General features: G+C 44.7%; 20 protein-coding genes. 18 read left to right on the forward strand and 2 right to left on the reverse strand.

Going from position 1 to position 23,912, the window contains the following annotated elements; genetic code table 11:
* The 13 genes from HMPREF0673_RS14815 to HMPREF0673_RS11765 form a co-directional block, all read left to right on the forward strand.
* Positions 1–458, forward strand: a 458-nt coding sequence (locus HMPREF0673_RS14815) for a formylglycine-generating enzyme family protein (RefSeq protein WP_007902740.1), incomplete at its 5' end; no start/stop codon positions are given.
* A gap of 174 nt (positions 459–632) precedes the next feature.
* Complete coding sequence (locus HMPREF0673_RS11710; protein ID WP_007902741.1) at positions 633–1,490, forward strand: PP2C family protein-serine/threonine phosphatase; 858 nt, start codon at positions 633–635, stop codon at positions 1,488–1,490.
* Positions 1,491–1,605: 115 nt separating this feature from the next.
* Positions 1,606–2,406 carry a hypothetical protein gene (locus tag HMPREF0673_RS11715; protein ID WP_007902746.1) on the forward strand — a complete coding sequence of 267 codons (801 nt, stop codon included), beginning with the start codon at positions 1,606–1,608 and terminating at the stop codon, positions 2,404–2,406.
* Between the two features lie 36 nt (positions 2,407–2,442).
* Complete coding sequence (locus HMPREF0673_RS11720; protein WP_007902747.1) at positions 2,443–4,053, forward strand: SEL1-like repeat protein; 1,611 nt, start codon at positions 2,443–2,445, stop codon at positions 4,051–4,053.
* Positions 4,054–4,068: 15 nt separating this feature from the next.
* Positions 4,069–5,175 carry a hypothetical protein gene (locus tag HMPREF0673_RS11725; RefSeq protein WP_007902748.1) on the forward strand — a complete coding sequence of 369 codons (1,107 nt, stop codon included), beginning with the start codon at positions 4,069–4,071 and terminating at the stop codon, positions 5,173–5,175.
* A gap of 2 nt (positions 5,176–5,177) precedes the next feature.
* Positions 5,178–5,885, forward strand: a complete 708-nt coding sequence (locus HMPREF0673_RS11730; RefSeq protein WP_022430494.1) for a hypothetical protein — start codon at positions 5,178–5,180, stop codon at positions 5,883–5,885.
* Between the two features lie 24 nt (positions 5,886–5,909).
* Positions 5,910–6,896 carry a hypothetical protein gene (locus HMPREF0673_RS11735; protein ID WP_040596950.1) on the forward strand — a complete coding sequence of 329 codons (987 nt, stop codon included), beginning with the start codon at positions 5,910–5,912 and terminating at the stop codon, positions 6,894–6,896.
* Between the two features lie 251 nt (positions 6,897–7,147).
* The gene (locus HMPREF0673_RS14390; RefSeq protein WP_007902751.1) at positions 7,148–7,588 is read left to right on the forward strand and encodes an FHA domain-containing protein; all 441 of its coding nucleotides are present in this window, start codon (positions 7,148–7,150) and stop codon (positions 7,586–7,588) included.
* Between the two features lie 15 nt (positions 7,589–7,603).
* Complete coding sequence (locus tag HMPREF0673_RS11745) at positions 7,604–8,215, forward strand: FHA domain-containing protein (protein WP_007902753.1); 612 nt, start codon at positions 7,604–7,606, stop codon at positions 8,213–8,215.
* A gap of 8 nt (positions 8,216–8,223) precedes the next feature.
* Positions 8,224–9,783 (forward strand): serine/threonine-protein kinase, encoded by a 1,560-nt coding sequence (locus HMPREF0673_RS11750; protein ID WP_007902755.1) that lies wholly within the window; start codon positions 8,224–8,226, stop codon positions 9,781–9,783.
* A gap of 15 nt (positions 9,784–9,798) precedes the next feature.
* A complete protein-coding gene (locus tag HMPREF0673_RS11755) occupies positions 9,799–10,962 on the forward strand; it encodes a GH25 family lysozyme (protein WP_007902757.1) in 1,164 nt (387 codons plus the stop codon).
* A 269-nt stretch (positions 10,963–11,231) separates the two neighbouring features.
* Entirely contained in the window at positions 11,232–12,713 is a 1,482-nt protein-coding gene (proS, locus tag HMPREF0673_RS11760; RefSeq protein ID WP_007902759.1) for a proline--tRNA ligase, read from the forward strand.
* A 162-nt stretch (positions 12,714–12,875) separates the two neighbouring features.
* Entirely contained in the window at positions 12,876–14,573 is a 1,698-nt protein-coding gene (locus HMPREF0673_RS11765) for a putative transporter (RefSeq protein WP_007902762.1), read from the forward strand.
* A 285-nt stretch (positions 14,574–14,858) separates the two neighbouring features.
* On the opposite strand, the gene HMPREF0673_RS11770 is transcribed toward HMPREF0673_RS11765, so the two are convergent.
* Together HMPREF0673_RS11770 and HMPREF0673_RS11775 are read right to left on the reverse strand one after the other, a co-directional pair.
* On the reverse strand, positions 14,859–15,419 hold the full coding sequence (locus HMPREF0673_RS11770) for an NADH peroxidase (protein WP_007902767.1): 561 nt from the start codon (positions 15,417–15,419) through the stop codon (positions 14,859–14,861).
* A 56-nt stretch (positions 15,420–15,475) separates the two neighbouring features.
* Entirely contained in the window at positions 15,476–15,910 is a 435-nt protein-coding gene (locus tag HMPREF0673_RS11775; RefSeq protein WP_007902768.1) for a Fur family transcriptional regulator, read from the reverse strand.
* 162 nt (positions 15,911–16,072) lie between these two features.
* Here HMPREF0673_RS11775 and HMPREF0673_RS11780 point away from each other — a divergent pair, with 162 nt between their 5' ends.
* From HMPREF0673_RS11780 to HMPREF0673_RS11800, 5 genes are all read left to right on the forward strand, one after another.
* Entirely contained in the window at positions 16,073–18,454 is a 2,382-nt protein-coding gene (locus HMPREF0673_RS11780) for a TonB-dependent receptor (RefSeq protein ID WP_007902770.1), read from the forward strand.
* Between the two features lie 33 nt (positions 18,455–18,487).
* Positions 18,488–19,726 (forward strand): type IX secretion system plug protein, encoded by a 1,239-nt coding sequence (locus tag HMPREF0673_RS11785; protein WP_007902772.1) that lies wholly within the window; start codon positions 18,488–18,490, stop codon positions 19,724–19,726.
* A 183-nt stretch (positions 19,727–19,909) separates the two neighbouring features.
* Positions 19,910–21,925, forward strand: coding sequence for a transketolase family protein (locus tag HMPREF0673_RS11790; protein WP_007902774.1), 2,016 nt, complete (start codon positions 19,910–19,912; stop codon positions 21,923–21,925).
* Positions 21,926–22,012: 87 nt separating this feature from the next.
* Complete coding sequence (gene rpiB, locus HMPREF0673_RS11795) at positions 22,013–22,450, forward strand: ribose 5-phosphate isomerase B (RefSeq protein WP_007902781.1); 438 nt, start codon at positions 22,013–22,015, stop codon at positions 22,448–22,450.
* Positions 22,451–22,654: 204 nt separating this feature from the next.
* On the forward strand, positions 22,655–23,912 hold a 1,258-nt coding region (locus HMPREF0673_RS11800; RefSeq protein ID WP_007902788.1), incomplete at its 3' end, for a transglutaminase-like domain-containing protein.

The following is a 23,912-nucleotide window of genomic DNA, read 5'->3' on the forward strand; positions in this document are numbered from 1 at the left end:
AGGTTAGTTGGGATGACTGCCAAGAATTTATCCGCAAGCTGAACCGTATAACTGGCAAGATGTTCCGTCTTCCCACCGAAGCCGAATGGGAGTATGCCGCCCGTGGCGGCAACAAAAGCCGAGGCTATCAGTATAGCGGCAGCAATAATCTTTCTAATGTTGCTTGGTATGACGATAATAGTGGATGGGGGACTCATGCCGTTGGTACAAAGCAGCCCAACAAGTTAGGTATATATGATATGAGTGGCAATGTATTGGAATGGTGTCAAGATTGGTATGGAGAATATAATAGTTCCTCACTGGTAAATCCTACAGGTGCAAATAGTGGATCCTACCGCGTAATCCGTGGAGGTAGCTGGAGAGGCGCTGCCTTGATCTGTCGCTCGTCGTGCCGTTACAACTACGCGCCTGGCGACCGCGGCTACGACCTTGGGCTCCGCTTGGTTCTCTCCGAGTAACGATTTCTTGTTTCGAGTTATCCACTCTTATTATTAATGTCCAAAGCTTCAAAACGAGATGTTTTTAATAAGGGCTTAAAGGAGAGGCGAGGGACGAGCCTCGGGAAAAGCCCTTATTAAGGACATCGAGTAAAAATCCGGCGAAGCCGGAAAAAATTAATACAGCATAAAACTATGCAGATTCTTATAAACAAAGTAGAGTTCTTCTCTCAGCTTGGCAAACGCCCTTCTCAACAAGACTGTCTTTCACCAACAGAACCAACAGCCCGCACTTCTTTTTTTGTTGTATGCGATGGTGTTGGTGGCAGAGACCATGGTGAGATAGCCAGCAGTCTTGTTTGTCAATCGTTCGAACATAATCTTGCTAATAACGACTGTTGCAATTTAAAAGCAGCAGACATTGTAAGACTTACAAACGAAGCATACAAGACATTATACAAAAACAGGGCAGTTTGTGCATCAATGGCTACAACCCTTGCTTTTATGGCAAAGACCAATGAGGGAATGCTCTTGGCACATCTTGGCGACAGCCGTATCTATCAGATACGCAAGGGCGAAGGAGTGGTATTTCAGACCAAGGACCATTCGCTCGTAAATGACTTGCTCGACAGTGGAGAGATAAAGCCGGAAGAAGCCAAGAATCATCCTAAAGGTAATGTCATAACAAAATGTTTGTTCGTTACTGACGACAAAGACCGCTATATGACTCCGACAATAACCCTGATACGCGACATAAAGCCACATGATGTGTTTATGCTATGTACGGATGGAGTATATGGTATGGTCGACAACGCCGACTTGGCTGAGATACTGACATCCGACAATTCTCTTGAAGAGAGAACAAAAGAGCTGGCGGCTATATGCAGGAACAGCCACGACAACAACACGGCTTATATCGTAGAGATAGATGACATAGACGATGACGACACTGAGGATAAAGAAAACATAACCTACACAATAGACAAGCCAAGAAAAACAATAAAAAGCCGATTTTTCGACTTCGTCAGAGAAACCCTTGGTTTCGTCAAATAAACTTAGCCTCTGAAGTAACATGAAGAAAAAGACTTGGCTGAGATATAATTAAGTCCTATCTTTGCATCAGAAATAAAAGTAAAACAGAAATATAAACCCTATAAAAACATTGATTATGGAGACACAGACTTTGAAAATCAACGAAAACTCAAAAGAGAACTTAAAGAAAGGTGCAGCATTAGCTGGAGCAGCTATGGCTGGTGCAGGTGTTATGGTAACTGCCGATATTATAAGAGGTGAGGAAGACATAGATATTGTGGATTCTATAGAGGATAACCCTACTGCCCCTATTGCAGAAGAGACGAATGACAACGATGCAACAACACAGGCTACAAACACTCACAACGCAGCACAAGACAATGCCGCAAGTGCAACAACACAAACAGCAGAACCTGCTGCAACAGCATCTACCACAGAGCCACAACCACAGGCTACTGTAGAAGAACCGGCTCAAACCAATGTACCATCGGCTAATGAGGCTTCTACTAATGAGGTGAACGCAGAAGTCAACGTAGACGATATTCCTGATGTTGACCCTACCCTCGTGGCACAGAACCTGACAGACGACGTTATAATGGTTGACCCTACCGACATCGACATGGAGAACATGGACATTGCAGCGGTGGGAACTGTGGAAACCGTTGACGGTGAGGTGTTGACAGCTGCACAGATTGTAGGTGACAATGGCGAAAGCCTGTATATGGTGGACGTAAACGGAAATGGCTCGTATGATGTCGTAACCGACGATACTGGCAATGTGTTGGCTGAGGTGCCTTCTACTCTTACTGTGAGCGACACCGAAAGTATCATTGGCACTAACAATGATGACTATGGCTATTTGGCACAGAACGATAGCGACGACACTACGGATGCTGTTGTGGACAATGCTATGGATGACGTTGTGGACCTTGGATAATAAAGGCATGTTAAATCAATAAAACCAACAAAAACTATGAGATATAAATATATAATGCTGACTGTGGCAATGGCTTTGTTTGCTGCCTATAATGCCACGGCTCAGAAAAAGGCTACACCAAACAAGCAGGCTAAGCCTGCGGCAGTGAATGCTGACTCTGTAGAGGTGAGGAAGTTGACCGATGATGCCAAGAAGGGTAACAGCGAGGCTCAAAACACTCTCGGCACTTACTACTACTCTGGCAAGAAAGTGAAGCAGAACTATGATGTGGCCCTGAAATGGTTCAGTATGGCTGCCAAGCAGAAACATGTGAAGGCTATAGCTAACATGGGACTTTGCTACCAGTTAGGACGTGGCATTAAGCAGGACTCTGTGATGGCTATGAAACTCTATAAGGAGTCGATAAAGGCTGGCAACGCAGAATTGGTGAAACAACGCGAAGAGAATGTTGTAAAGAACAAGTCGGCTTTCGACATAAACCTACTTGCCGACATCTACTACAACGGATGCGGAAACACAGTAAAGAAGAACAATGAACTTGCACTGAAATACTTGAAGATGGCTGCAGCTAACAACTCGCTTGAGGCGACCGTAAGAGTGGCTACCTTGTATGACCAGGCTAAGATGTATACCGAGGCTTTGCCTTACTACCAAAAGGCGGCTACCAAAGGCGATGCTGTGTCGGAATATAAATATGGCGATTATCTATGCAATGGCAAAGGCACTAAGGTGGACAAGGCTCAGGCTGCAGCTTTTCTCGATAAGGCTGCTAAAAAGAATGTGCCTAATGCGATGCTGATGCTCGGCGACTTGCTGTATAAGGGCGACGGCGTTCAGCAGGACTATGCCAAGGCTATGGGCTTGTATAAACTTGCGGCTGCCAAGAGCAATCCTGTGGCAGTATGGAATGTGGGTATAATATATAAGAACGGACAGGGCGTGAAACAGAACTATGTCATTGCACTGCAATGGCTTGCCGATGCAGCCTCAAAGGGAATGAAAGACAACTTCCAGAAGCTTCTCAACGAACCTAATGTGGAAATAAAGAACGGATGGAAGAACACCGACTTCTACTCGTTTGTGCATGCCATGTCGCTAATGGAATCGACGACACCCGATTATGCTACGGCTGTGAAGGAACTTACTATTCTTGAAAAGAAAAACATTGCCGTAGCTTCTACACTCCTCGGACTCTGCTATTCTGACAAGTCGTGGAAAAAAGCCAACGAGAAGAAGATGATGGCTTATTACGAGAAGGCCGCAAAGGCTGATGACCCTTATGCCAACTATCTGCTCGCAAAGATTTATTTTGATGGAAGCAATGGGGTGAAGGCAGACAAGAACAAGGTGGTGGAATACTACGAAAAGGCATCTGAGGGTGGATATGCACCTGCGAAATGTGAACTTGGCAACTTGTATTTCATTGGAAAGATAGTCAACAAGGACATATCGAAGGCGATAGCCTATTATAATGATGCCTTACTGAACGGTTATCTCTCTAAGGAGGCTGCCGACAATCTTGCTTCATGCTATCAGCAGGGACTTGGCGGTGTGAAGAAAGATGCCGAGATGGCAAAAGAGATTGCCAAGCGCGGAAAAGTGGACAACGCATGGACTACATTGCTGCGTGGCTTAACATTTGAATAAAAAAACTAAACATATATGAGAACCATTTTATCTGCCATTGTCCTTCTGTTGTATGTTGCAACAGAAGGCATGGCACAAAACATATCGTTCAAGACGGAAGAACTGAAAAGGGTTGCTGCGGAGCTGAAGCTGGATGGTCTGGACACTCTTAAGGTTGGCTATTCTGTCTTCCCAAAGGACAAGTATAAGATTGTTATCAAGAAGACCGACAATGGTATGGTGGAGCATATAGGATTAAGTCTGTTCCGCAATGCCTACCGCCAGAAAGACAACAATGCTGTGCTTGAATTCATAGAGAGCGGACTGCTATGCCAAACATTTAAACTGACAAGAAACAGTCTGAAATATATGGACGCTAAGTTTGTTAAGGGTGGATGGAGCAATTTGCTCGCCATTACCGACTCGGCTTCGTTTACTATAGGCAAAATTGACAACAAGGTGTATCAAGCAGTATGGAAGGAAGGTGATGCGGAAGTGGTAAATATGCTTATCCCCATAAAATATGACCTCTTGCTGAGTACGCCACGCAAGGAACTTGAGCATAACTTTATGCGCGACTTGAAAGCGTATAAGCCTAAGCAGCAACCTGCAGAATGCGACATTGACGTAGCAAATCTAAGAACGGTTAGAGATCTTGAGGATACGCTGTATACTCTGCCTGGCAAGAATTATATATTGCCTACTGTCACCAACACTACATATTATAGGCTTAGCGGAAAGAAGGACTATGTGCCAGTGATCGACCCAAAGTATCCTGTGCAGACTATTGCTAACACTATGTTGCTTAACTGCAAGAGTATTCCCGAAGCCAAGATGTCGATAACGATGATAGCAAGCGACAAGAAAAACGAAACTGCTATCGTCAGCGTTAGACAGTTTATGGAGTTTGTAAAGAGTCAAGGTTGCATTTCTTATTTCAGTTTCGAAGAAATGAAGGATGGTAAGTTGTATGGAGCCATGTTTATATATAATAAAGAAACGGGCTACGACCATATCTTTAGTCTGGAATGTAATGTGAAGGATATTGCCACAAACAAGCTTGTGCTTAATTCAAGAGCATATCTTTACACTCCAACGACAAATGTAAAGAACCTCTACAACGACATTAAAACAAAGAAATAGAAATGACATTAAGACGATTATGCACATTTGTTGTGGCACTGGTTGCTTGCGCTCTATCGTGCTTAGCTCAAAACTCCATTGAGGCTATAAACGAAATAAAACTGTCGGGCAAATATTTCACTGCTGAGGCTACTGCCGAAAGTGTTGATGAGGCTAAGAACATTGCGTTCAGTTATCTTAAGGAGAATATTGTCAACTACTGTGAGGAAATGGAGATAGAGGAGGTTGGCGAGGACAAGATAATGGCTAATTTGCAACAAAAGAGCGTAAACCGTGGCGATGCTGTAATGGTGTTGGTGTATGTGGTTAAAACCATTGTTGAGAAGAAAGAGACTATGACTTTCCATCCCAACACAAGCGTGAACACAAATACTAACAACAATAATACAAATACAGCACCCGTATTGGGGTCGGCTAACTGGCCAGACATAATCAAGAAGGTTTGTGACGTGAGCTCCTTCGTCCAATTGCAGTACTTGCTTGACATGGCTATGGACAACAACCTTATTGACTCGTGGGGCAAATACAATTCCATGCGCAATCAAACCGAATGTTATCTTGTGATGATGAATGTAGACCGCCAAATAGTGGCTGTTCTCTCACCAGCGAAAAATGGCGCAAGAACGGACGTGAAGACAGGAATGGTAGTTGACTCTGAAGGCATGACATCATTCAAAAACTGTGCACCTATATGTGTGCGTGTAAAATAATCTGCATATAAAAAACAAAACTTTATGAAAAGATATATTCTTTTACTCTATGTCGTATTGGTTTCATCGTTGATGTCTGCTCAGGTGACTTTCCAATTCAGCGACGGCATATACAACGAATCGCTTAAGGTGAATGTTGAAAGAAACGTGTCGTCTTTGCTAAGCGAGATAAACAAGGCGGAAGCCAACCATCGCCAGTTGAACCTCACTAATATTGACATTGACGATATGGCTGCGAGTGGCTTGAAAAGTCTTTGGACAAATATTCATTTCCGTTGTGAGTGGAACAAAAATGTGCAGCCTTGCCTTAAAGACTTCACTGGATATGAGATAAGACAGATACCCGTGGAGATGAAACCCATTGACAATACTTACAAGGGTGAGATACATAAGGAGTTGACCATCAGCTTCAATAAGAAAGGTGTTATCACGGGTGTAAGAACTGCCATCGACAACAATTCGTATGTAGCTCTTCTGCATGGTAGCAACTCAAATGTTGACCTTAGAATGAGAAGGGAGATTCTGAACTTTGTGGAGAACTTCAGAAGCTACTATGTGGAGAAAAACATCAATGCTCTGCAAGAAATCTTTAGCGATGATGCTCTGATCATTACTGGTCGTGTTATTAGAACATTAGGTAAAAACAACATTGATGGTGTCTCGCAGAAGGTGAATGAGAAAGTGATGTACAGTAAACAAAACAAGCAGCAGTATATAAACAATCTTAGGAGTCTGTTCAAAGGCAATGAATTCATAAATGTTGACTTTTCGGACATTGAACTGATGCGACATGGCTCAAATCCTAACATATACGGTGTGAGACTACGCCAGAAATGGAACAGTCAGCAATACAACGGCAGACAATACTCCGACGACGGATACGTGTTCCTGCTTTGGGATTTCCAAGATGAAGGCAGTCCGAAAATCCATGTTAGGACATGGACTCCCAAAAGAGCAAACCAGACAAAAGATGACTTCTCGCCAGAGGATTTCTTTATTCCGAATAACTAAGGTTGCTTCTGCTTGTTTCTTACATAGCATTTGCTATTACTCTTCTCTAATTTTTTCGTAAAAACAAGGTTAAGCCCAAACCGACATTATTGTTGATTCGGGCTTTTAAGTATATAATTCTATTGCCTTTCACAATTTAATCCATTTTACATTGTTTTAAAAGTCTTTATTGCGTGTCACCTACCATAGGGCACAGAAAGCTTACTACTCTCTTACCATCCGATTTATATAAATTTTAAATTACTTATTTCATGAATATTGTTTTAAAATGCCCAATATGCAAGACTGTCATAACTTTAGCAGCGAACTATGGGATAGAATCAAAAACTGCAGAATGTCCACATTGTCATAATAAGAATAAGATAAAAACTTATTTACCTAAACTATCCATCAAAGTAGGAACAGATTTGTATCAACTGCATTTCGGTAGGCAATGGATAGGAAGAGATTGTGACAATAATGATGCCGAGGTAAAAATACCAGATAAGGATCAATATATGAGTCGTAAACATGCTGTCTTAGAATTAACATGTACACCTTTAGGTATACAATGTACATTTGAAGAGCATGGTAAAAACCCCACATTAATACAAGACATGGAACTTATAGAGAATGATATAATATATCTTAATCCTAATGATTGCTTTACTCTCGGAGAAAAGAAAATGTACATTACAAATGAATTTGAATAAACAAAAAGTAACCTTATGAAAATAGGAGATTCTATAATAATTGGTAGAATGGGACAACAACCAATGCACCTTACGGACACTTCTATAGACCCTCAACATGGAACTCTTCGTAAGACAGGAAGTGACACATACCAAATTGAAGATAACAATTCATCAAAAGGAATATTTGTTTTTGGAATGCGTATTAAGCGCAAGACAATAAAAGAAGACACTCCTATTTTTATAGGCACATTTAAAACTAACGTAAAACAACTGCTCACAGACTGTCAAAATATAAACTTAGAGGATGTCTGGAGGGATTACGATTATAATAAAAGAAAGTGGGATAGGTATAGTATGTATGTTAACTCTATTCGCCTATTAACTCCAATTATAACAACTATGTTAACTCAAGTTGTAGGGCAAAATGTAATAGTATCAGCCACTGTTCTTGTAACGATTATGGTTATAGCAATTGTTGTTGGAGAAAAAGTACTTGAAAAGAAAAATATAGCATTGGCTACTCTTAATACAAAAATGCAAGCTGAATATGTCTGTCCTCATTGTCATAGATTCCTTGGATTTATTCCATATAAAGTCCTCAAACAAAAAAAATATTGTCAATATTGCGGTATACCTCTTAAATAATAAATAATATGAATACATTGAAGGAAGGTACTTTTGTTGAAAGTCCTAAACATAAATATACAATAGAACAAGTTCTTGGCACAGGTGGTTTTGGCATAACCTATAAGGTCTCTGCCAAAATTATGGTGGATAATATTCCCGTAAAGGTGTATTTTTGTCTGAAAGAGCATTATATTAAAGATTGTTGTCAGCGTGAAACAAATGGCAAAGTTATTGTAAATTCCAGCCAAAAAGAACTCTTTAATAAAATGCAAGAAAATTTCAAATCTGAAGCAACGCGACTAAACATGCTAAATGGAAAGCATAAAGGCATTGTTAGGGTTAATGAGATTTTCAATGCCAACAACACATCGTATTATGTAATGGAATACATAATTGGAAGTAGTGTCAGAACATATGTCGAAACCAAAGGTCCTTATAACGAGAAAGAAGCAGTAAGTATAATAAATGAAATCGGAGAGACATTATCCTTTTTACATTCAAGAAAAATTACACATCTTGACGTAAAACCTAATAACATAATGCTACAATCAAGAGATAATGATAAAACAATATCTCCTGTACTTATTGATTTTGGTCTTGCGAAACATTATGACAGAAAAGACAATTTAACAACAATAAACAATACTCAATGTTGTAGTTGCGGATACTCACCTATGGAGCAATATGTTTGTATAGAACAATTCTCACCTACATCGGATGTATATGCTCTTGCTGCAACATTGTTTTTCATGTTGACAGCTAAAGATCCTGTAGTTAGTACAGAAATATCATATGATTATTTAAATTCTAATTTGCCTGCAACAATAAGCTATCAAACACGAAATGCCATTGCTAAAGCAATGGAAAAGGACAAAGAAGAACGTACACAAACAATCAACGACTTTATAAATAATCTGAACACGAAGGATGATAACAACACAAATTTGAACAACGAAACAAAAATAATAATAAAAAATGAAACAAAACAAACACCAGAACCTAAAGAAACCGTAAAGGTTAAAACATTGCATTATGTAATAATAGCTATAGTTTTTGCTACTATGGGATTCTTCACTGTAGACATTATAAACTCAACAACGTCATCTTCGCCCAAAGAAATGGATGTAATTGCCGCTGAAGATGAAGCATCAATTGTTTATACAGCCGAAGCTGATTCGGGTGATGTAGATATGCAAAAGCCCGCCAAAGTGACTATACATTCAGAAAATAGTTCTATGGCTAAAGAATTAAAAAGATATGTTGACCTCTCACAAATATATTGTGATAAAGCTGAAAAGAAAAAAGGTAACAAAGCTTCTATTCAAATAATCCTCGACGCTAAATATTTCTACTATGACAAAGCCAATAGCATACACAAAAGTATATATGGAAAACGAATAGAAAACAACAAACGCATTGATAAACTTGTTGCTGATGAATATAACTACTGGATTAACAAAGGTAATAAACTTGGAAAAAATAAGAAAAACTATGCATTGAAAAAAGAATATTATGAAAATGCCTATAAACTTGTAGAGAGTGACCGTATACGTTCATACATAAAATGGCTTGAAAAGCAAATTTAAAAACATAGAAGATTTATGATTAAAAATAAAATAGAAAAACAACAACAAATCAATATTGTTGTTATTAGCATAGGAAGCTTTATTTTGGGTGTTTTGCTAAACCTTTTATTTGTATGGATAAGTGACTCCTATAAATATACATCATGGAATGATGGAAAATATTATGGCGACATGTCCAATGGTGTGCCTAATGGGGAAGGACGCTTCAAGAAAGACGGTATTACATACAGTGGTTTTTGGGAAAATGGAATAATGGCTTCTGGAAAAATAGAATCTGACAAATATATCTATGAAGGAGAGCTAAATGGCACTAAATTCTCAGGATATGGTGTAGCAGAATATAAAGATGGTAAAAAATATTGGGGTTATTGGCTTAATGACTACAAACATGGTTTAGGTTTATTAAAAAGTAAAGATAATAAACTCTCTTTCTGTTTCTTTGATCATGGGAACATGCAAATTGTACCAGATGCAAATTACAATATTGGTGACAAAGTGTATGGTATTGATATCTCAAGGTATCAAGGTATTATCAAGTGGCAAGATTTGTTTTTTAGTTGCAATGCTGAAGGCGAAATAAGCAATAAATTGGATAAAAGCCATAGGTATATACAGCCAGTATTGTTTGCAATTGCAAAATCCACGCAAGGTAGCAAACTAAGGGATAGTCGATTTGAAAGTAACTATTCTGAGGCTAAACGTTGTGGAAAGGTGTGTGGTGCATACCATTTCCTAACAATGACTGCAAGTGGCAAAGAACAAGCTAAATATTACATACAAAATACTCCTCTTTCAAAAGGAGATTTCCCTCCTGTTCTTGATTTCGAAAAAAATAATGCAGATGGAAAAACTATAAGTGACGAAAAGTTTGCTGAGATAATTCCAATTGCTAAAGAGTGGATTGCAGAAGTGAAACGCTATTATAAAGTCTCTCCGATAATATATACAAACACAAATATATACCGTACTTTCATTGCAACTGACAATGAACTGAAAAAGTATGATGTATGGATTGCTTCGCCAGAAAGTTCACAACCAAATATTAACAACTATATATTGTGGCAATTTTCTCATAACGGAGAAGTTAACGGTATAGATGAAAGTAAAGTGGATATAAATATATTTAATGGTAATTATGAGGATTTATTAGAATATATAAAGACAAAAGGAATCAAGTAAAGGTAAGGATGAAAGAAAAAGTAGAAATGGCTTCCAAAATAAATTGTATGCAAGAATTTAAAAGATGTTTTACCTTAAATTAGCAGACTTGTTATTTTTACAAGAAAGCAAGTCATTGGATAACAATAATCCTTTTCTACTTAATATCGTGCAAAGTTATGTGTTTTTTTTTACATCATGCAGTTGTACCATTTTTTTTTTGTATTTTTGCACGCTATAAGAAGCTATTTATTTAAAGCAGAAAATACAAATACAACTTTATAAATTCAATGGCAAAAGAATTAAAACAACTCACAAAGCGCTCAGAGAACTACAGCCAGTGGTTTAACGACCTCGTCACAAAGGCTGACCTCGCTGAGCAATCAGCCGTACGCGGATGTATGGTTATCAAGCCTTATGGCTATGCTATCTGGGAGAAGATGCAGCATCAGCTTGATGTTATGTTTAAGGAAACAGGTGCACAGAACGCCTATTTTCCTATGCTTATCCCGAAGTCGTTCTTCAGCCGCGAGGCAGAGCACGTAGAAGGATTTGCTAAGGAGTGTGCAGTGGTTACTCACTACCGTCTTCGCACCAATGAGGACAAGACTGGCATCGAGGTAGACCCAGCAGCAAAGCTCGAAGAAGAACTCATCATTCGTCCAACATCTGAGACCATCATCTGGAACACATACAAGAACTGGATTCAGTCGTACCGCGACCTTCCTTTGATGTGCAACCAATGGTGTAACGTTATGCGTTGGGAGATGCGCACACGTCCGTTCCTCCGCACATCAGAGTTCCTTTGGCAGGAGGGTCATACAGCTCATGCTACAAAGGAGGAGGCTGAAGAGGAAGCAAAGAAGATGCTTCACGTTTACGCCGACTTTGCAGAAAAGTGGATGGCAGTACCGGTCGTTCAGGGCGTAAAGAGCGAGACAGAGCGCTTTGCAGGTGCGTTGAACACATACACTATTGAGGCAATGATGCAGGACGGTAAGGCTCTGCAGAGCGGCACGTCACACTTCCTCGGTCAGAACTTCGCAAAGGCATTCGACGTTACATTCCTCAACAAGGAGAACAAGCCGGAGTACGTATGGGCTACATCATGGGGCGTATCTACACGTCTTATCGGTGCACTCATTATGACTCACTCTGATGACAATGGTCTCGTGCTTCCTCCGAAGCTCGCTCCTATCCAGGTTGTCATCGTGCCTATCACAAAGAACGCAGAGCAGCTGCAGGCTATCTCCGAGAAGCTCGCTCCGGTTATCAGCCAGTTGCGCGCAGCAGGTATCAGCGTGAAGTACGACGACGCAGACAACAAGCGTCCAGGCTTCAAGTTCGCCGACTATGAGCTGAAGGGTGTGCCTGTACGCCTCGTTATGGGTGGTCGCGACCTCGAAGAAAACACTATCGAGATCATGCGTCGCGATACTCTCGAGAAGGAGACACGCTCGTTCGACGGCATCGTTGAATACGTTGAACAGCTCCTCGAGGATATCCAAGCTAACATCTACAAGAAGGCTCTCGATTTTCGCAACGCTCACATCTACGAGTGCGACAACTACGAGGAGTTCAAGGAGCGCATCAAGGACGGCGGCTTCTTCCTCTGCCACTGGGACGGCACAGCCGAGACTGAGGCTAAGATCAAGGAGGAGACTCAGGCTACAATCCGCTGCGTGCCATTCATGTTCGAGCAGACACCGGGCGTAGACATGGTTTCAGGCAAGCCGGCTACACAGCGTGTACTGATTGCTCGCAGCTACTAAGCATTTGAAATCATACAATTCAAGACCGGCATCTTTTACTGTCGGTCTTGAATTTTACATTTTAGTTATCTATCACAATTGCTATTTCAAACGAAAGCCAAACAGAGTATAGAAACTATATAACACTATAATAAAGCTATTAAAACATTAAAACACTAAAAAATGGATTGGATAATCAACCTATTCACCAATACTGAGTCGATTGCCCATATCGCCCTACTCTATGCCACTGTCATCGCAGTCGGCATTCTGCTGGGTAAGATTAAGATTGGCGGCATATCACTCGGTGTAACATGGGTGCTTTTCGCTGGTATCTTAGCAGGCCATGTTGGCTTCACTGCCCCCAAGGACACCATGACCTTTGTTCAGGACTTCGGACTTATTCTGTTCGTGTTCTGCATCGGTTTGCAGGTCGGTCCTGGCTTCTTTGAGAGCTTCAAGAAAGGCGGTGTAACGCTCAACCTGCTCTCTACCACAGCTATCTTGCTGAACGTAGGCGTTATGTTTGCATGCTACTATCTCTTCTTCGACACTAATGTGAAGTCGAACCTCCCGATGATGGTGGGCACACTCTACGGAGCCGTAACCAACACACCGGGTCTTGGTGCTGCAAACGAAGCGCTCAGCTCTGTATGGCAACAGACCTACGGCGAACTGCCACAGATTGCGTCCGGTTATGCCTGCGCTTACCCTCTTGGCGTAGTAGGCATCATCGGTGCTACCATCGCCATCCGTTTCCTCACCCGCACCAAGCTTGAGGAGGAGGAGAAGGCACTTGAAGCAGAAGAGGCTGAGAACCCACAGGCTAAACCGCATCAGATGCACCTCAAGGTGAACAATGCATACCTCTCTGGCCGTACAGTTGCAGAGATTAGCGACTTCCTCAACCGCGACGTTGTGTTCTCGCGCCTCTTCAAGAACGGCGAATACAGTATACCTAACAGCCGCACTGTCTTCGACATGGGCGACGAGGTGCTCGTCGTGTGTGCAGAGGCTGACGCACCGGCTATCCAGGCGTTCATCGGTCCGGAGCTGGAGACTGAGTGGGAGGAGAACGAGAGCAAACAGCCACTCGTTTCGCGCCGCATCGTCGTAACCAACTCGTCAATGAACGGTAAGACACTCGGAAAGATGCACTTCTCGTCTGTATACGGCGTAACCGTAACACGTCTTTCGCGTCAGGGCATGGACCTCTTCGCAAGCCGCAACTACCGTTTCCAGGTAGGCGACAAAATTCTCGTAGTAGGTCCAGAGGACAACGTGAACCGCATTGCCGAGCTGATGGGTAACTCTGTGAAGCGCCTTGATGCGCCTAACGTGGCAACTATCTTCATCGGTATCTTCATCGGTATCATCTTCGGTAGTATTCCGTTCGCTATACCAGGAATGCCGGTTCCGTTGAAGCTCGGTATCGCTGGCGGTCCGCTTATCATCGCCATTCTTATCGGTCGCTTCGGCCACCGCATGAAGCTCAACACCTACACCACGACATCGGCAAACATGATGCTTCGAGAGATTGGTCTTGTTCTATTCCTTGCGAGTGTGGGCATAAAGGCTGGTGCTAACTTCTGGAACACAGTAGTGGAAGGCGATGGTCTATTGTACGTATTGACAGGTTTCATCATCACAATCATCCCTATCCTGATTGTCGGCACTATAGCACGCATGAAGTACAAGTTCAACTACTTTACCATTATGGGTATGCTTGCCGGTACATACACCGACCCACCAGCCCTCGCTTACGCCAACTCTGTTTGCTCGCGCGAGGCTCCTGCTATCGGCTATTCTACGGTTTATCCGTTGAGTATGTTCCTGCGTATCTTCACAGCGCAGCTCGTTGTGCTGTTCTTCTGCGGATAATAACGACAAGACCATTGGTCGCAAAACAGCAAAGGGTGTGTCAGAGCTCCGATTGAAGAGTTCTGACACACCTTTTTTTCATGCTTAAACATCAAGATAAATCATCGTGCACCGAACGCAATCCGATTGGGTGGCGGACGCAAACGGTGCAGACGGCGGACGCAATCCGATTGGGCGGCGGACGATACACAACGAAAAAAGGATGCACCGACAACAACATTTGCCTAGTGCATCCTCTTTTATTATGCTACATCATATAGCCGTTTGTACGACTACGAAGATGTTTTACTTCTCGAAGTAACGCTTGTACAAGCCCATGAAGCCAGCACAGTGGCGAGCCTCATCCTTTGCCATCTCGTGAACGGTGTCGTGAGTAGCGTCCATGCCGGCAGCCTTAGCGTTCTTTGCGATGCGGAACTTGTCCTCGCAAGCACCGCGCTCAGCAGCGATACGAGCCTCAAGGTTCGACTTAGTATCCTTCAGAACGTCGCCCAAAAGCTCTGCGAACTTACTTGCGTGCTCAGCCTCCTCGAAAGCATAGCGCTTGAATGCCTCTGCAATCTCTGGATAGCCCTCACGGTCAGCCTGACGGCTCATTGCGAGATACATACCTACCTCACCGCACTCGCCGTTGAAGTGAGTCTCGAGATCCTTAATCATCTCTGGTGTAGCCTCCTCATCGCGAGCAGCACCAAGAGTATGAACAGTTGCGAAAGCCGGTCCCTCTGTCGGATCGTTCAGTTCCTTAAACTTGCTTGCCGGAGCCTTGCAAACTGGGCACTTCTCAGGAGCCTCTGTACCTTCGTGAATATAACCGCATACTGTGCAAATAAATTTCTTCTTCATAATTCTTCTGTTTTAAGAGTTAATAGTATTTATATTAAAAAAGCCTTATCTATTAATTATCCGACTGCAGTTTCAGCCTGCTTTGCCAAGCACTCCTTACATACACCTTTATAATATAGTTGTACGTCGTCGATTTTGTGACCTGCCAACTCTTTGCGATTTACAACATCCGACACCTCGTCGAAAATGTCGTACACCTTTCGGCAGCACTTACAGATGAAGTGCGCGTGCAAACTGACATCGCCATCATAACAAACACGATGTTCGTTGATTGTTATCATCTGAGCAGCATTGTGCTCTGAGAACATTCTGAGCGTGTTGTACACCGTGGTACGGCTAAGTGTAGGCACCTTAGGTAGTAAAGCCTTATGCACCTCCTCCACTGTAGGATGAGTAAAGTGAGTCATCAGATAATGCATAATCTGAATGCGCTGAACAGAAGGCTTGATGCCATGTTCTACAAGTCTTGTTACTGCGTCGTTATGTTTCATTGTCTATATTCTTTTCATTTTACTACTGCAAAGATATACTTTTTTATAATAATTACAAAATAATATTTGTAAAAATTTCACTCTTTAATTCTTTTTCAGAAATTCAAGTGCTTTTACGCTGCAATAATACAATAAATCGACACTATTTTCGTTATGTTATGTATGAAACTGAAATTGTTTATACTTCAAATAATATGTCTCTGCGCTTTCGTATCTGCTCAGGCGCAAACATTCACCTTAAGTGGAAGGGTCATTGACGAGAACAACGACCCCGTAGAATTTGCATCCGTATCATGCCCTAAACAAGGCAAGATGACAATGACCTCGCTTAAAGGCGACTATAGTCTGCAACTTCAATCTGCCGACTCTGTTGAAATCAGATTTTCAATGGTCGGTTACAAGACAAAAGTTCGCACACTGCGCCGTCCACGTGGTAAGCAGACAATGCAGGTTGTTCTGCACAGTAGCGACAATGCCCTGTCGGAAGTAACCATCACAGGCAAGCGCATCGAGACGGGACAAACGCAGGAATTGAGCAAAGAGCATCTAAAGAGTATGCCCTCCACTACGGGCAACGCCGTAGAGGAAATGATACAAAGCCAGGCTGGCGTATCTACCCACAGCGAGCTTTCATCGCAATACAACGTGCGTGGCGGTTCGTTCGACGAGAATAGTGTATATATAAATAATGTGGAAATATTCCGTCCGTTCCTTGTAAGAAGCGGACAGCAGGAGGGCATCTCGGTCATCAACCCCGATATGGTGGAGAAGATTGGCTTTTCAACCGGTGGCTACGAGGCACGCTATGGCGACAAGATGTCGTCGGCACTGAACATCGAGTATCGCCGTCCGAAACGCTTCGAAGCGTCAGCCACAGCCAGTATGCTCGGAGCAAGCGCATTCGTCGGCATGAGCAACAAGAAGTTCTCGTGGAGCAATGGCCTGCGCTACAAGACGACGAAGTATCTATTAGGCTCGATGGACACCAAGGGCGAGTATCAGCCTACGTTCATCGACTATCAGACGTATCTTACTTACTCGCCCAACAAGCGCTGGGACATTAAGTTCTTGGGTAACATTTCGGACAACCACTACAACTTCACACCCGAAGACCGTGAAACCAACTTCGGTACAATGGAGAACGTGAAGGCGTTCAAGGTGTACTTCGATGGACAGGAGAAAGACGTGTTCCGCACCTTCTTCGGTTCATTGGGCATCACTCGCAAATTCAACGAGAACACAAGCCTTTCGCTCATCGCTTCGGCGTTCAACACACGCGAGCAGGAGAAGTACGACATACAAGGACAGTACTGGCTCACGCAGACCGAAACAAGCGAAAATCTCGGTGTAGGCACCTACTTCCAGCACACGCGCAACTATCTGAAGGCTCACGTGGAGAGTGCCAAGCTGCTGTTCAAGACGAAGCAGAAGAAGCATAACATTGAGGCTGCATTCACCTACAAGTGGGAGCACATTGAGGAGAACTCGGTAGAATACGAAATGCGCGACTCAAGCAAATACAGCATTCCGCACACTGGCAAGGATCTTTATATGATTTACAGTATGCGTGCAAAGAACACGCTTACAGCCAATCGTGTAGAGGCGTATGCGCAGGACACATACCGCTTCACCGGTTCGGAAGGCAAGACACTCTACACGTTGAACTACGGTCTGCGTCTCGCCTACTGGAGTTTCACGAAGGAGACTATACTCAGTCCGCGTCTGTCGCTGGGCATCATTCCGGCATTCAACGAGAACATAACGATGCGCTTTGCCACGGGTTTGTACTATCAAGCACCTTTCTTTAAGGAGATACGCGACACCACCACAACGAACGGCATTACATATGCCTCGCTCAACCGTAAGGCGAAGAGCCAGCGTTCGATACACTTCATCGCAGGCTTCGACTACCGCTTCAAGATGAACAACCGCCCGTTCAAGTTCACAGCCGAAGCATACTACAAGGCACTTGGCAACCTTGTGCCTTATAGTGTGAACAACGTGAAGGTGGTGTATTATGGCGACAATATGTGCAGCGGACATGCAGCAGGCTTAGACCTCAAACTCTTTGGTGAGTTTGTGCCAGGTACAGACTCGTGGGTGTCACTATCGCTGATGAACACAAGCATGAAGCTGAACGGCAAGTCAATCCCTCTGCCTACCGACCAACGCTATGCTGTCAACCTCTTCTTCACCGACTACTTCCCTGGCACAACACGCTGGAAGATGTCGCTCAAGTTGGCATTTGCCGACGGTCTACCCTTCTCTGCCCCACACCGCGAGCTCGAATCGAACGTGTTCCGTGCTCCGGCATACAAACGCGCAGATGTTGGCTTGAACTACCGCATCATCGACAACAGCGACCGCCACAAGAAGCGCAACCCAATTCGCAACCTGTGGGTTGGAGCTGAGTGTCTGAACCTCTTCGGCATCAACAACGTAAACTCCTACTACTGGATTACAGATGTCACCGGACAGCAATACGCCGTGCCAAACTACCTGACGGGCAGACAAATCAACGTCAAACTGTCGGTCGACTTTTAAAGCAGAAAGACCACACCCCACAAATAGCAAACTATGAGAACGACCCTATTGGCATTAATACTCACATTGTCGGCATTTGTCGCCACTAACAGCTTTGCGCAATACAACGACATCAAGTCGGAGAATATTGCATCATTGCAGGTCGTGGCTGGCAAAGACTGGCTATCCATGCCTATAGCCACGCTTAACGGCGAACCGATAAACATCAGTTTCGACGACCTCACACATGAATATCATCGCTACGTATATCGCCTACAACATTGCGAGGCAGACTGGAGCGTGTCAGAGGGCATTTTCGACTCCGACTATTGTGAGGGATTTGCCGATGGCTGCACCATCGACGACATAGAAGAGTCGCTCAACACCAACACCCTCTACACCCACTATCGCCTTTCTATCCCCAACGAGAATTGCCGCATCAAAATGAGCGGCAACTATCGTCTGACGGTTTACGACGAGAACGACGGCGACACCGTTTTCACGGCTTGCTTCATGATAGTGGAACCACTCGTAAAGGCAAGTATGTCCGTAACCACAAACACGGACATAGGCATCAACAAAGCCCACCAGCAAGTGGGAGCAGAAATAAACTACTCTGCTCTTAACATCACTAATCCAAGCACCGAGTTGTACACCGTCGTCATGCAAAACGGGCGTTGGAGCACCGCCCGCATAAACCCTACGCCACAATACCAAACTGGAAGCGGACTACGTTGGGAGTACAACCGCAACCTCATCTTCGACGGAGGCAACGAGTATCATAAGTTCGAGATACTTGATGTCACCCACCCCACCCTTGGCATTGAGAACACATGGTGGGACGGCACCAACTACCACGCACAAATATGGACTGACCTACCACGTCCAAGCTATGTTTACGACGAAGATGCCAACGGCAGTTTTTACATACGCAACAGCGACAACATCGAAAACGACCGCATCTCGGAATACGTCGTCGTCAACTTTCGCCTACAAGCACCACGACAGAACGGCAGAGTGTTTATCAACGGCGTATGGACAAACGATCGTTTCACGCCGCAATACGAGATGAGCTACAACGAGCAGACAAAGCTTTATGAGGCAAACGTGCCACTGAAGCAAGGTTACTACTCCTATCAGTACCTCACAAAGCACAACGATAACAGCCTGCATCCGGTTTCAACAGAAGGCAACTTTTTCCAAACCGAAAACAGCTATCAAATGCTTATATATTATAAAGGTATAGGACAACGCACATATCGCCTCGTAGGTTATAGTAAAATTAGGAGCTAAGCACAAGTAAAAGTCGGCAAATTATAGAATTATTTTTAAATTCCGCAATTAATATAGCCGTTATATCAACTATATTCGCTATCTTTGCAAAAGGAAACGACGAAAAATGGTGATTAAAAGACTGTGTAAAATAATTTAAAACCTATTTTTCTACAAAGAAACTGTTAAACTTTAAATAATAAAATGAATAATAAGGATTTAATGAACCATGCGGCAGACAACATCCGACTGCTTGCTGTATCGATGGTAGAAAAAGCCAAATCAGGTCACCCGGGCGGTGCTATGGGTGGTGCTGACTTTATCAACGTTCTTTTCTCTGAGTTCTTGGTGTTCGATCCAGATCAGCCGACTTGGGAGGGCCGCGACCGCTTCTATCTCGATCCTGGTCACATGTCGCCAATGCTCTACTCAGCTCTCGCTTTGCAGGGTAAGTACACAATTGACGATTTGAAGACATTCCGTCAATGGGGCACTATATGTCCGGGACATCCTGAGCGTGACATTATTCATGGAATTGAAAACACATCTGGACCACTCGGTCAGGGACACACCTACGCTGTAGGTGCTGCTATTGCAGAGAAGTTCCTTGAGGCTCGTCTTGGCAGCACCATGATGCAGCACAAGATTTACGCTTACATCTCTGACGGCGGTGTTCAGGAAGAAATATCTCAGGGCGCAGGCCGCATCGCCGGTCTCTTCAAGCTCAACAACCTCATCATGTTCTACGATGCCAACGAGATACAGCTCTCTACTGAGTGCGATGTCGTAATGCGCGAGAACACACGCATGAAGTACGAGTCATGGGGTTGGAACGTTCTTGAAATAAACGGCAACGACCCTGACGAGATACGTGCAGCCCTCATCCTCGCTAACAAGGAAGAACAGCGTCCTACCCTCATCATCGGTCACACCGTTATGGCTAAGGGCGCACGCAAGGAAGACGGATCAAGCTACGAGCGCAGCGTGAAGACTCACGGCGCACCGCTTGGTGGTGGCGCTTACGAGAACACAGTGAAGAACCTCGGTGGCGACCTCAACGACCCGTTCGTAGTATTCGACGACGTTAAGGAACTCTACGAGAAGCGTAACGCAGAGCTTCGCGAGGTTGTAAAGGAAAGACATGCAGCAGAAACAGAGTGGCGCAAGGCAAACCCCGAGAAGGCAGAGCAGATGGACGCTTGGTTCTCAGGCAACGCTCCTAAGGTAGACTGGAGCGAACTTGTTCAGAAGCGCGACGTTGCAACACGTGTTGCTTCAGCCAACTGTCTCGGCGTATTGGCAGAACAGGTGCCTAACATGGTTTGCTCTTCTGCCGATCTCTGCAACTCGGACAAGACAGACGGCTTCCTCAAGAAGACTCACGAGCTTACACCTGACGACTTCACCGGAGCATTCTTCCAGGCAGGTGTCAGCGAGCTTACAATGGCTTGCGTCTGCATCGGTATGTACCTCCACGGTGGTGTTATCCCAGCTTGCGGCACATTCTTCGTATTCTCCGACTACATGAAGCCGGCTATCCGTATGGCAGCTCTCATGCGCGTTCCAATCAAGTTCGTATGGTCGCACGATGCATTCCGCGTTGGTGAGGACGGACCTACACACGAGCCGGTTGAGCAGGAAGCACAGATTCGCCTCATGGAGAAGCTGAAGAACCACAAGGGACAGGACTCTGTACGCGTATTCCGCCCTGCAGATGCAGACGAGACAACAGTATGTTGGCAGATGGCTAACGAGAACATGGACACACCGACAGCAATGATTTGCTCACGCCAGAACGTGAACTCCCTGCCTGAAGGCACTGACTACTCTCAGGTTCGCAAGGGTGCATACATCGTTAAGGACGATCCTAACTACGACGTTATCCTCCTCGCTTCTGGTTCGGAGGTGTCTACGCTCCTCGCAGGTGCCGAGTTGCTCAACGCTGACGGCATCAAGACACGTATCGTGAGCGTTCCGTCAGAGGGTCTGTTCCGCACACAGAGCAAGGAGTATCAGGAGAGTGTACTGCCGAAGGGTGCCAAGATCTTCGGTATGACAGCAGGTCTGCCCGTCACACTTCAGAGCCTCGTAGGTGTAGATGGCATGGTTTACGGTCTTGAGTCGTTCGGTTTCTCAGCTCCTTACAAGGTGCTCGACGAGAAATTGGGCTTCAACGCCGAGAACGTATTTAAGCAGGTGAAAGATTACTTATCTAAATAAACAGGCATAGCTTATGCAGAACTTCACGTTAAGTAAGAAATTCTGCATAAGCTTGCTTTATTAATAATCCAATAAAACTACAGTACTATGGAAATTAAGACAGTAGGCATTGCATGCGACCACGCAGGTTACGCATTGAAGAAATTTGTTGTTGAATACCTTGAGAGCCACAACATTCCGTTTAAGGACTACGGTACATACAGCGATATGAGCTGCGACTATCCTGACTTTGCACACGAATTGGGCGAAGCTATCTCTAACGGTGACGTTTATCCTGGCATCGGCATCTGCGGTAGCGGTGAAGGTATGGCAATGACCCTCAACAAGCATAAGGGTGTACGTGCAGCATTGGTATGGAATCCAGAGATTGCTCAGCTCACACGCCAGCACAACGACGCAAACATCCTCGTTATGCCGGGTCGCTTCATCGACAACAAGACAGCAGAGAAGATTATGGACGAGTTCTTCAAGACTCCATTTGAAGGTGGTCGCCATGAGAAGCGTGTAAACAAGATTGACTTGTAGGAGGGTATGGCATCCCTGCCATACCTACGCAGTCAACCAGTTCTGTTGATACACCCCCTAACTTTAAACACATACAGGAGACTATGACCACACGCCATAGTCTCCTTTTTCATAAACCATAGGAGGGTATGGCATCCCTGCCATACCCACGCCGACATCATTCACATACCCTCCTATAAGTGCACCAAAATACTTTAAACAAGAATGAAAAAAATACTCATCTCTGCCTCCATATTCGCATTGAGCCTCACGGCGAATGCGCAGGGGCAATTCATATCCGACACCAACTACCGCAACACAGTAGAGAACATCTTCAAGGAGCGTGTGAAGACTGTCGGCAAGACATTCTATAACACACAGAAAGAAAAGCTTACGGCTGACGAGCAGGAAGCGTTGAAGTTCCTCTACGCTTACATGCCGCTTGCCGATGTCACCGACTACCCCACTTCGTTCTTCGCCGACAATGTACGCATGGCGTTCAAGGCTCGCGAGGAGATGCCCTGGGGCAAGAACGTTCCAGAGTTGCTTTTCCGCCACTTCGTTGTGCCAATCCGCGTCAACAACGAGGCTCTGGACAATGCACGATCGGTGTTCTACAACGAACTGAAGGACCGCATCAAGGGTATGTCGATGATGGATGCTATCATTGAGGTGAACCACTGGTGCCACGAGAAGGTGACCTACCAGCCTTCTGATGCCCGTACATCGGCACCACTCGCTACGCTGAAGACCGCAACCGGACGTTGCGGTGAGGAGAGTACGTTTGCCGTTGCGGCATTGCGCGCCGTGGGCATTCCTGCACGCCAGGTGTACACACCGCGCTGGGCGCACACCGACGACAACCACGCTTGGGTAGAGGCATGGGCAGACGGCAAGTGGTACTTCCTCGGTGCCTGCGAACCGGAGCCGGTGCTGAACCTCGGTTGGTTCAATGCTCCGGCTTCGCGAGCTATGCTAATGCACACACGCGCTTTCGGCGACTATAACGGTCCGGAGGAGGTGATGCTGCGCACAAGCAACTTCACAGAAATAAACCTCACGTCCAACTATGCGCCGGTTGCTTCGGTAGACTTCTACGTAAAGGACAGCGAAGGCAAGCCGGTGGAGAACGCACGTGTCGAGTTCAAGATTTACAACTACGCTGAATTTTTCACGGCAGTAACGAAGTACACCGACGCAAAGGGCCACACGTCGCTATCTGCAGGTATCGGTGACTTGGTGGTATGGGCATCGAAGGACGGCAAGTATGCATATCAGAAGGTTTCGTTCGGCAAGGAGAAGGAGGCAACGCTCACCCTCCCAGGGGGCGCACTTGTAGGAGGGTATGGCATCCCTGCCATACCCACGCCGCAAACTGGTTCTGTTGCTGCACTCTCTGGGGGTGCACTTGTCTCAAGTGCACCAGCCAACTCTGTTGGTGCACTTCCTGACTGCTCTGTTGGTGCACTTGAGACAAGTGCAC

Origin of the sequence: Leyella stercorea DSM 18206 (assembly GCF_000235885.1) — a bacterium.
Lineage (GTDB): Bacteria > Bacteroidota > Bacteroidia > Bacteroidales > Bacteroidaceae > Prevotella > Prevotella stercorea.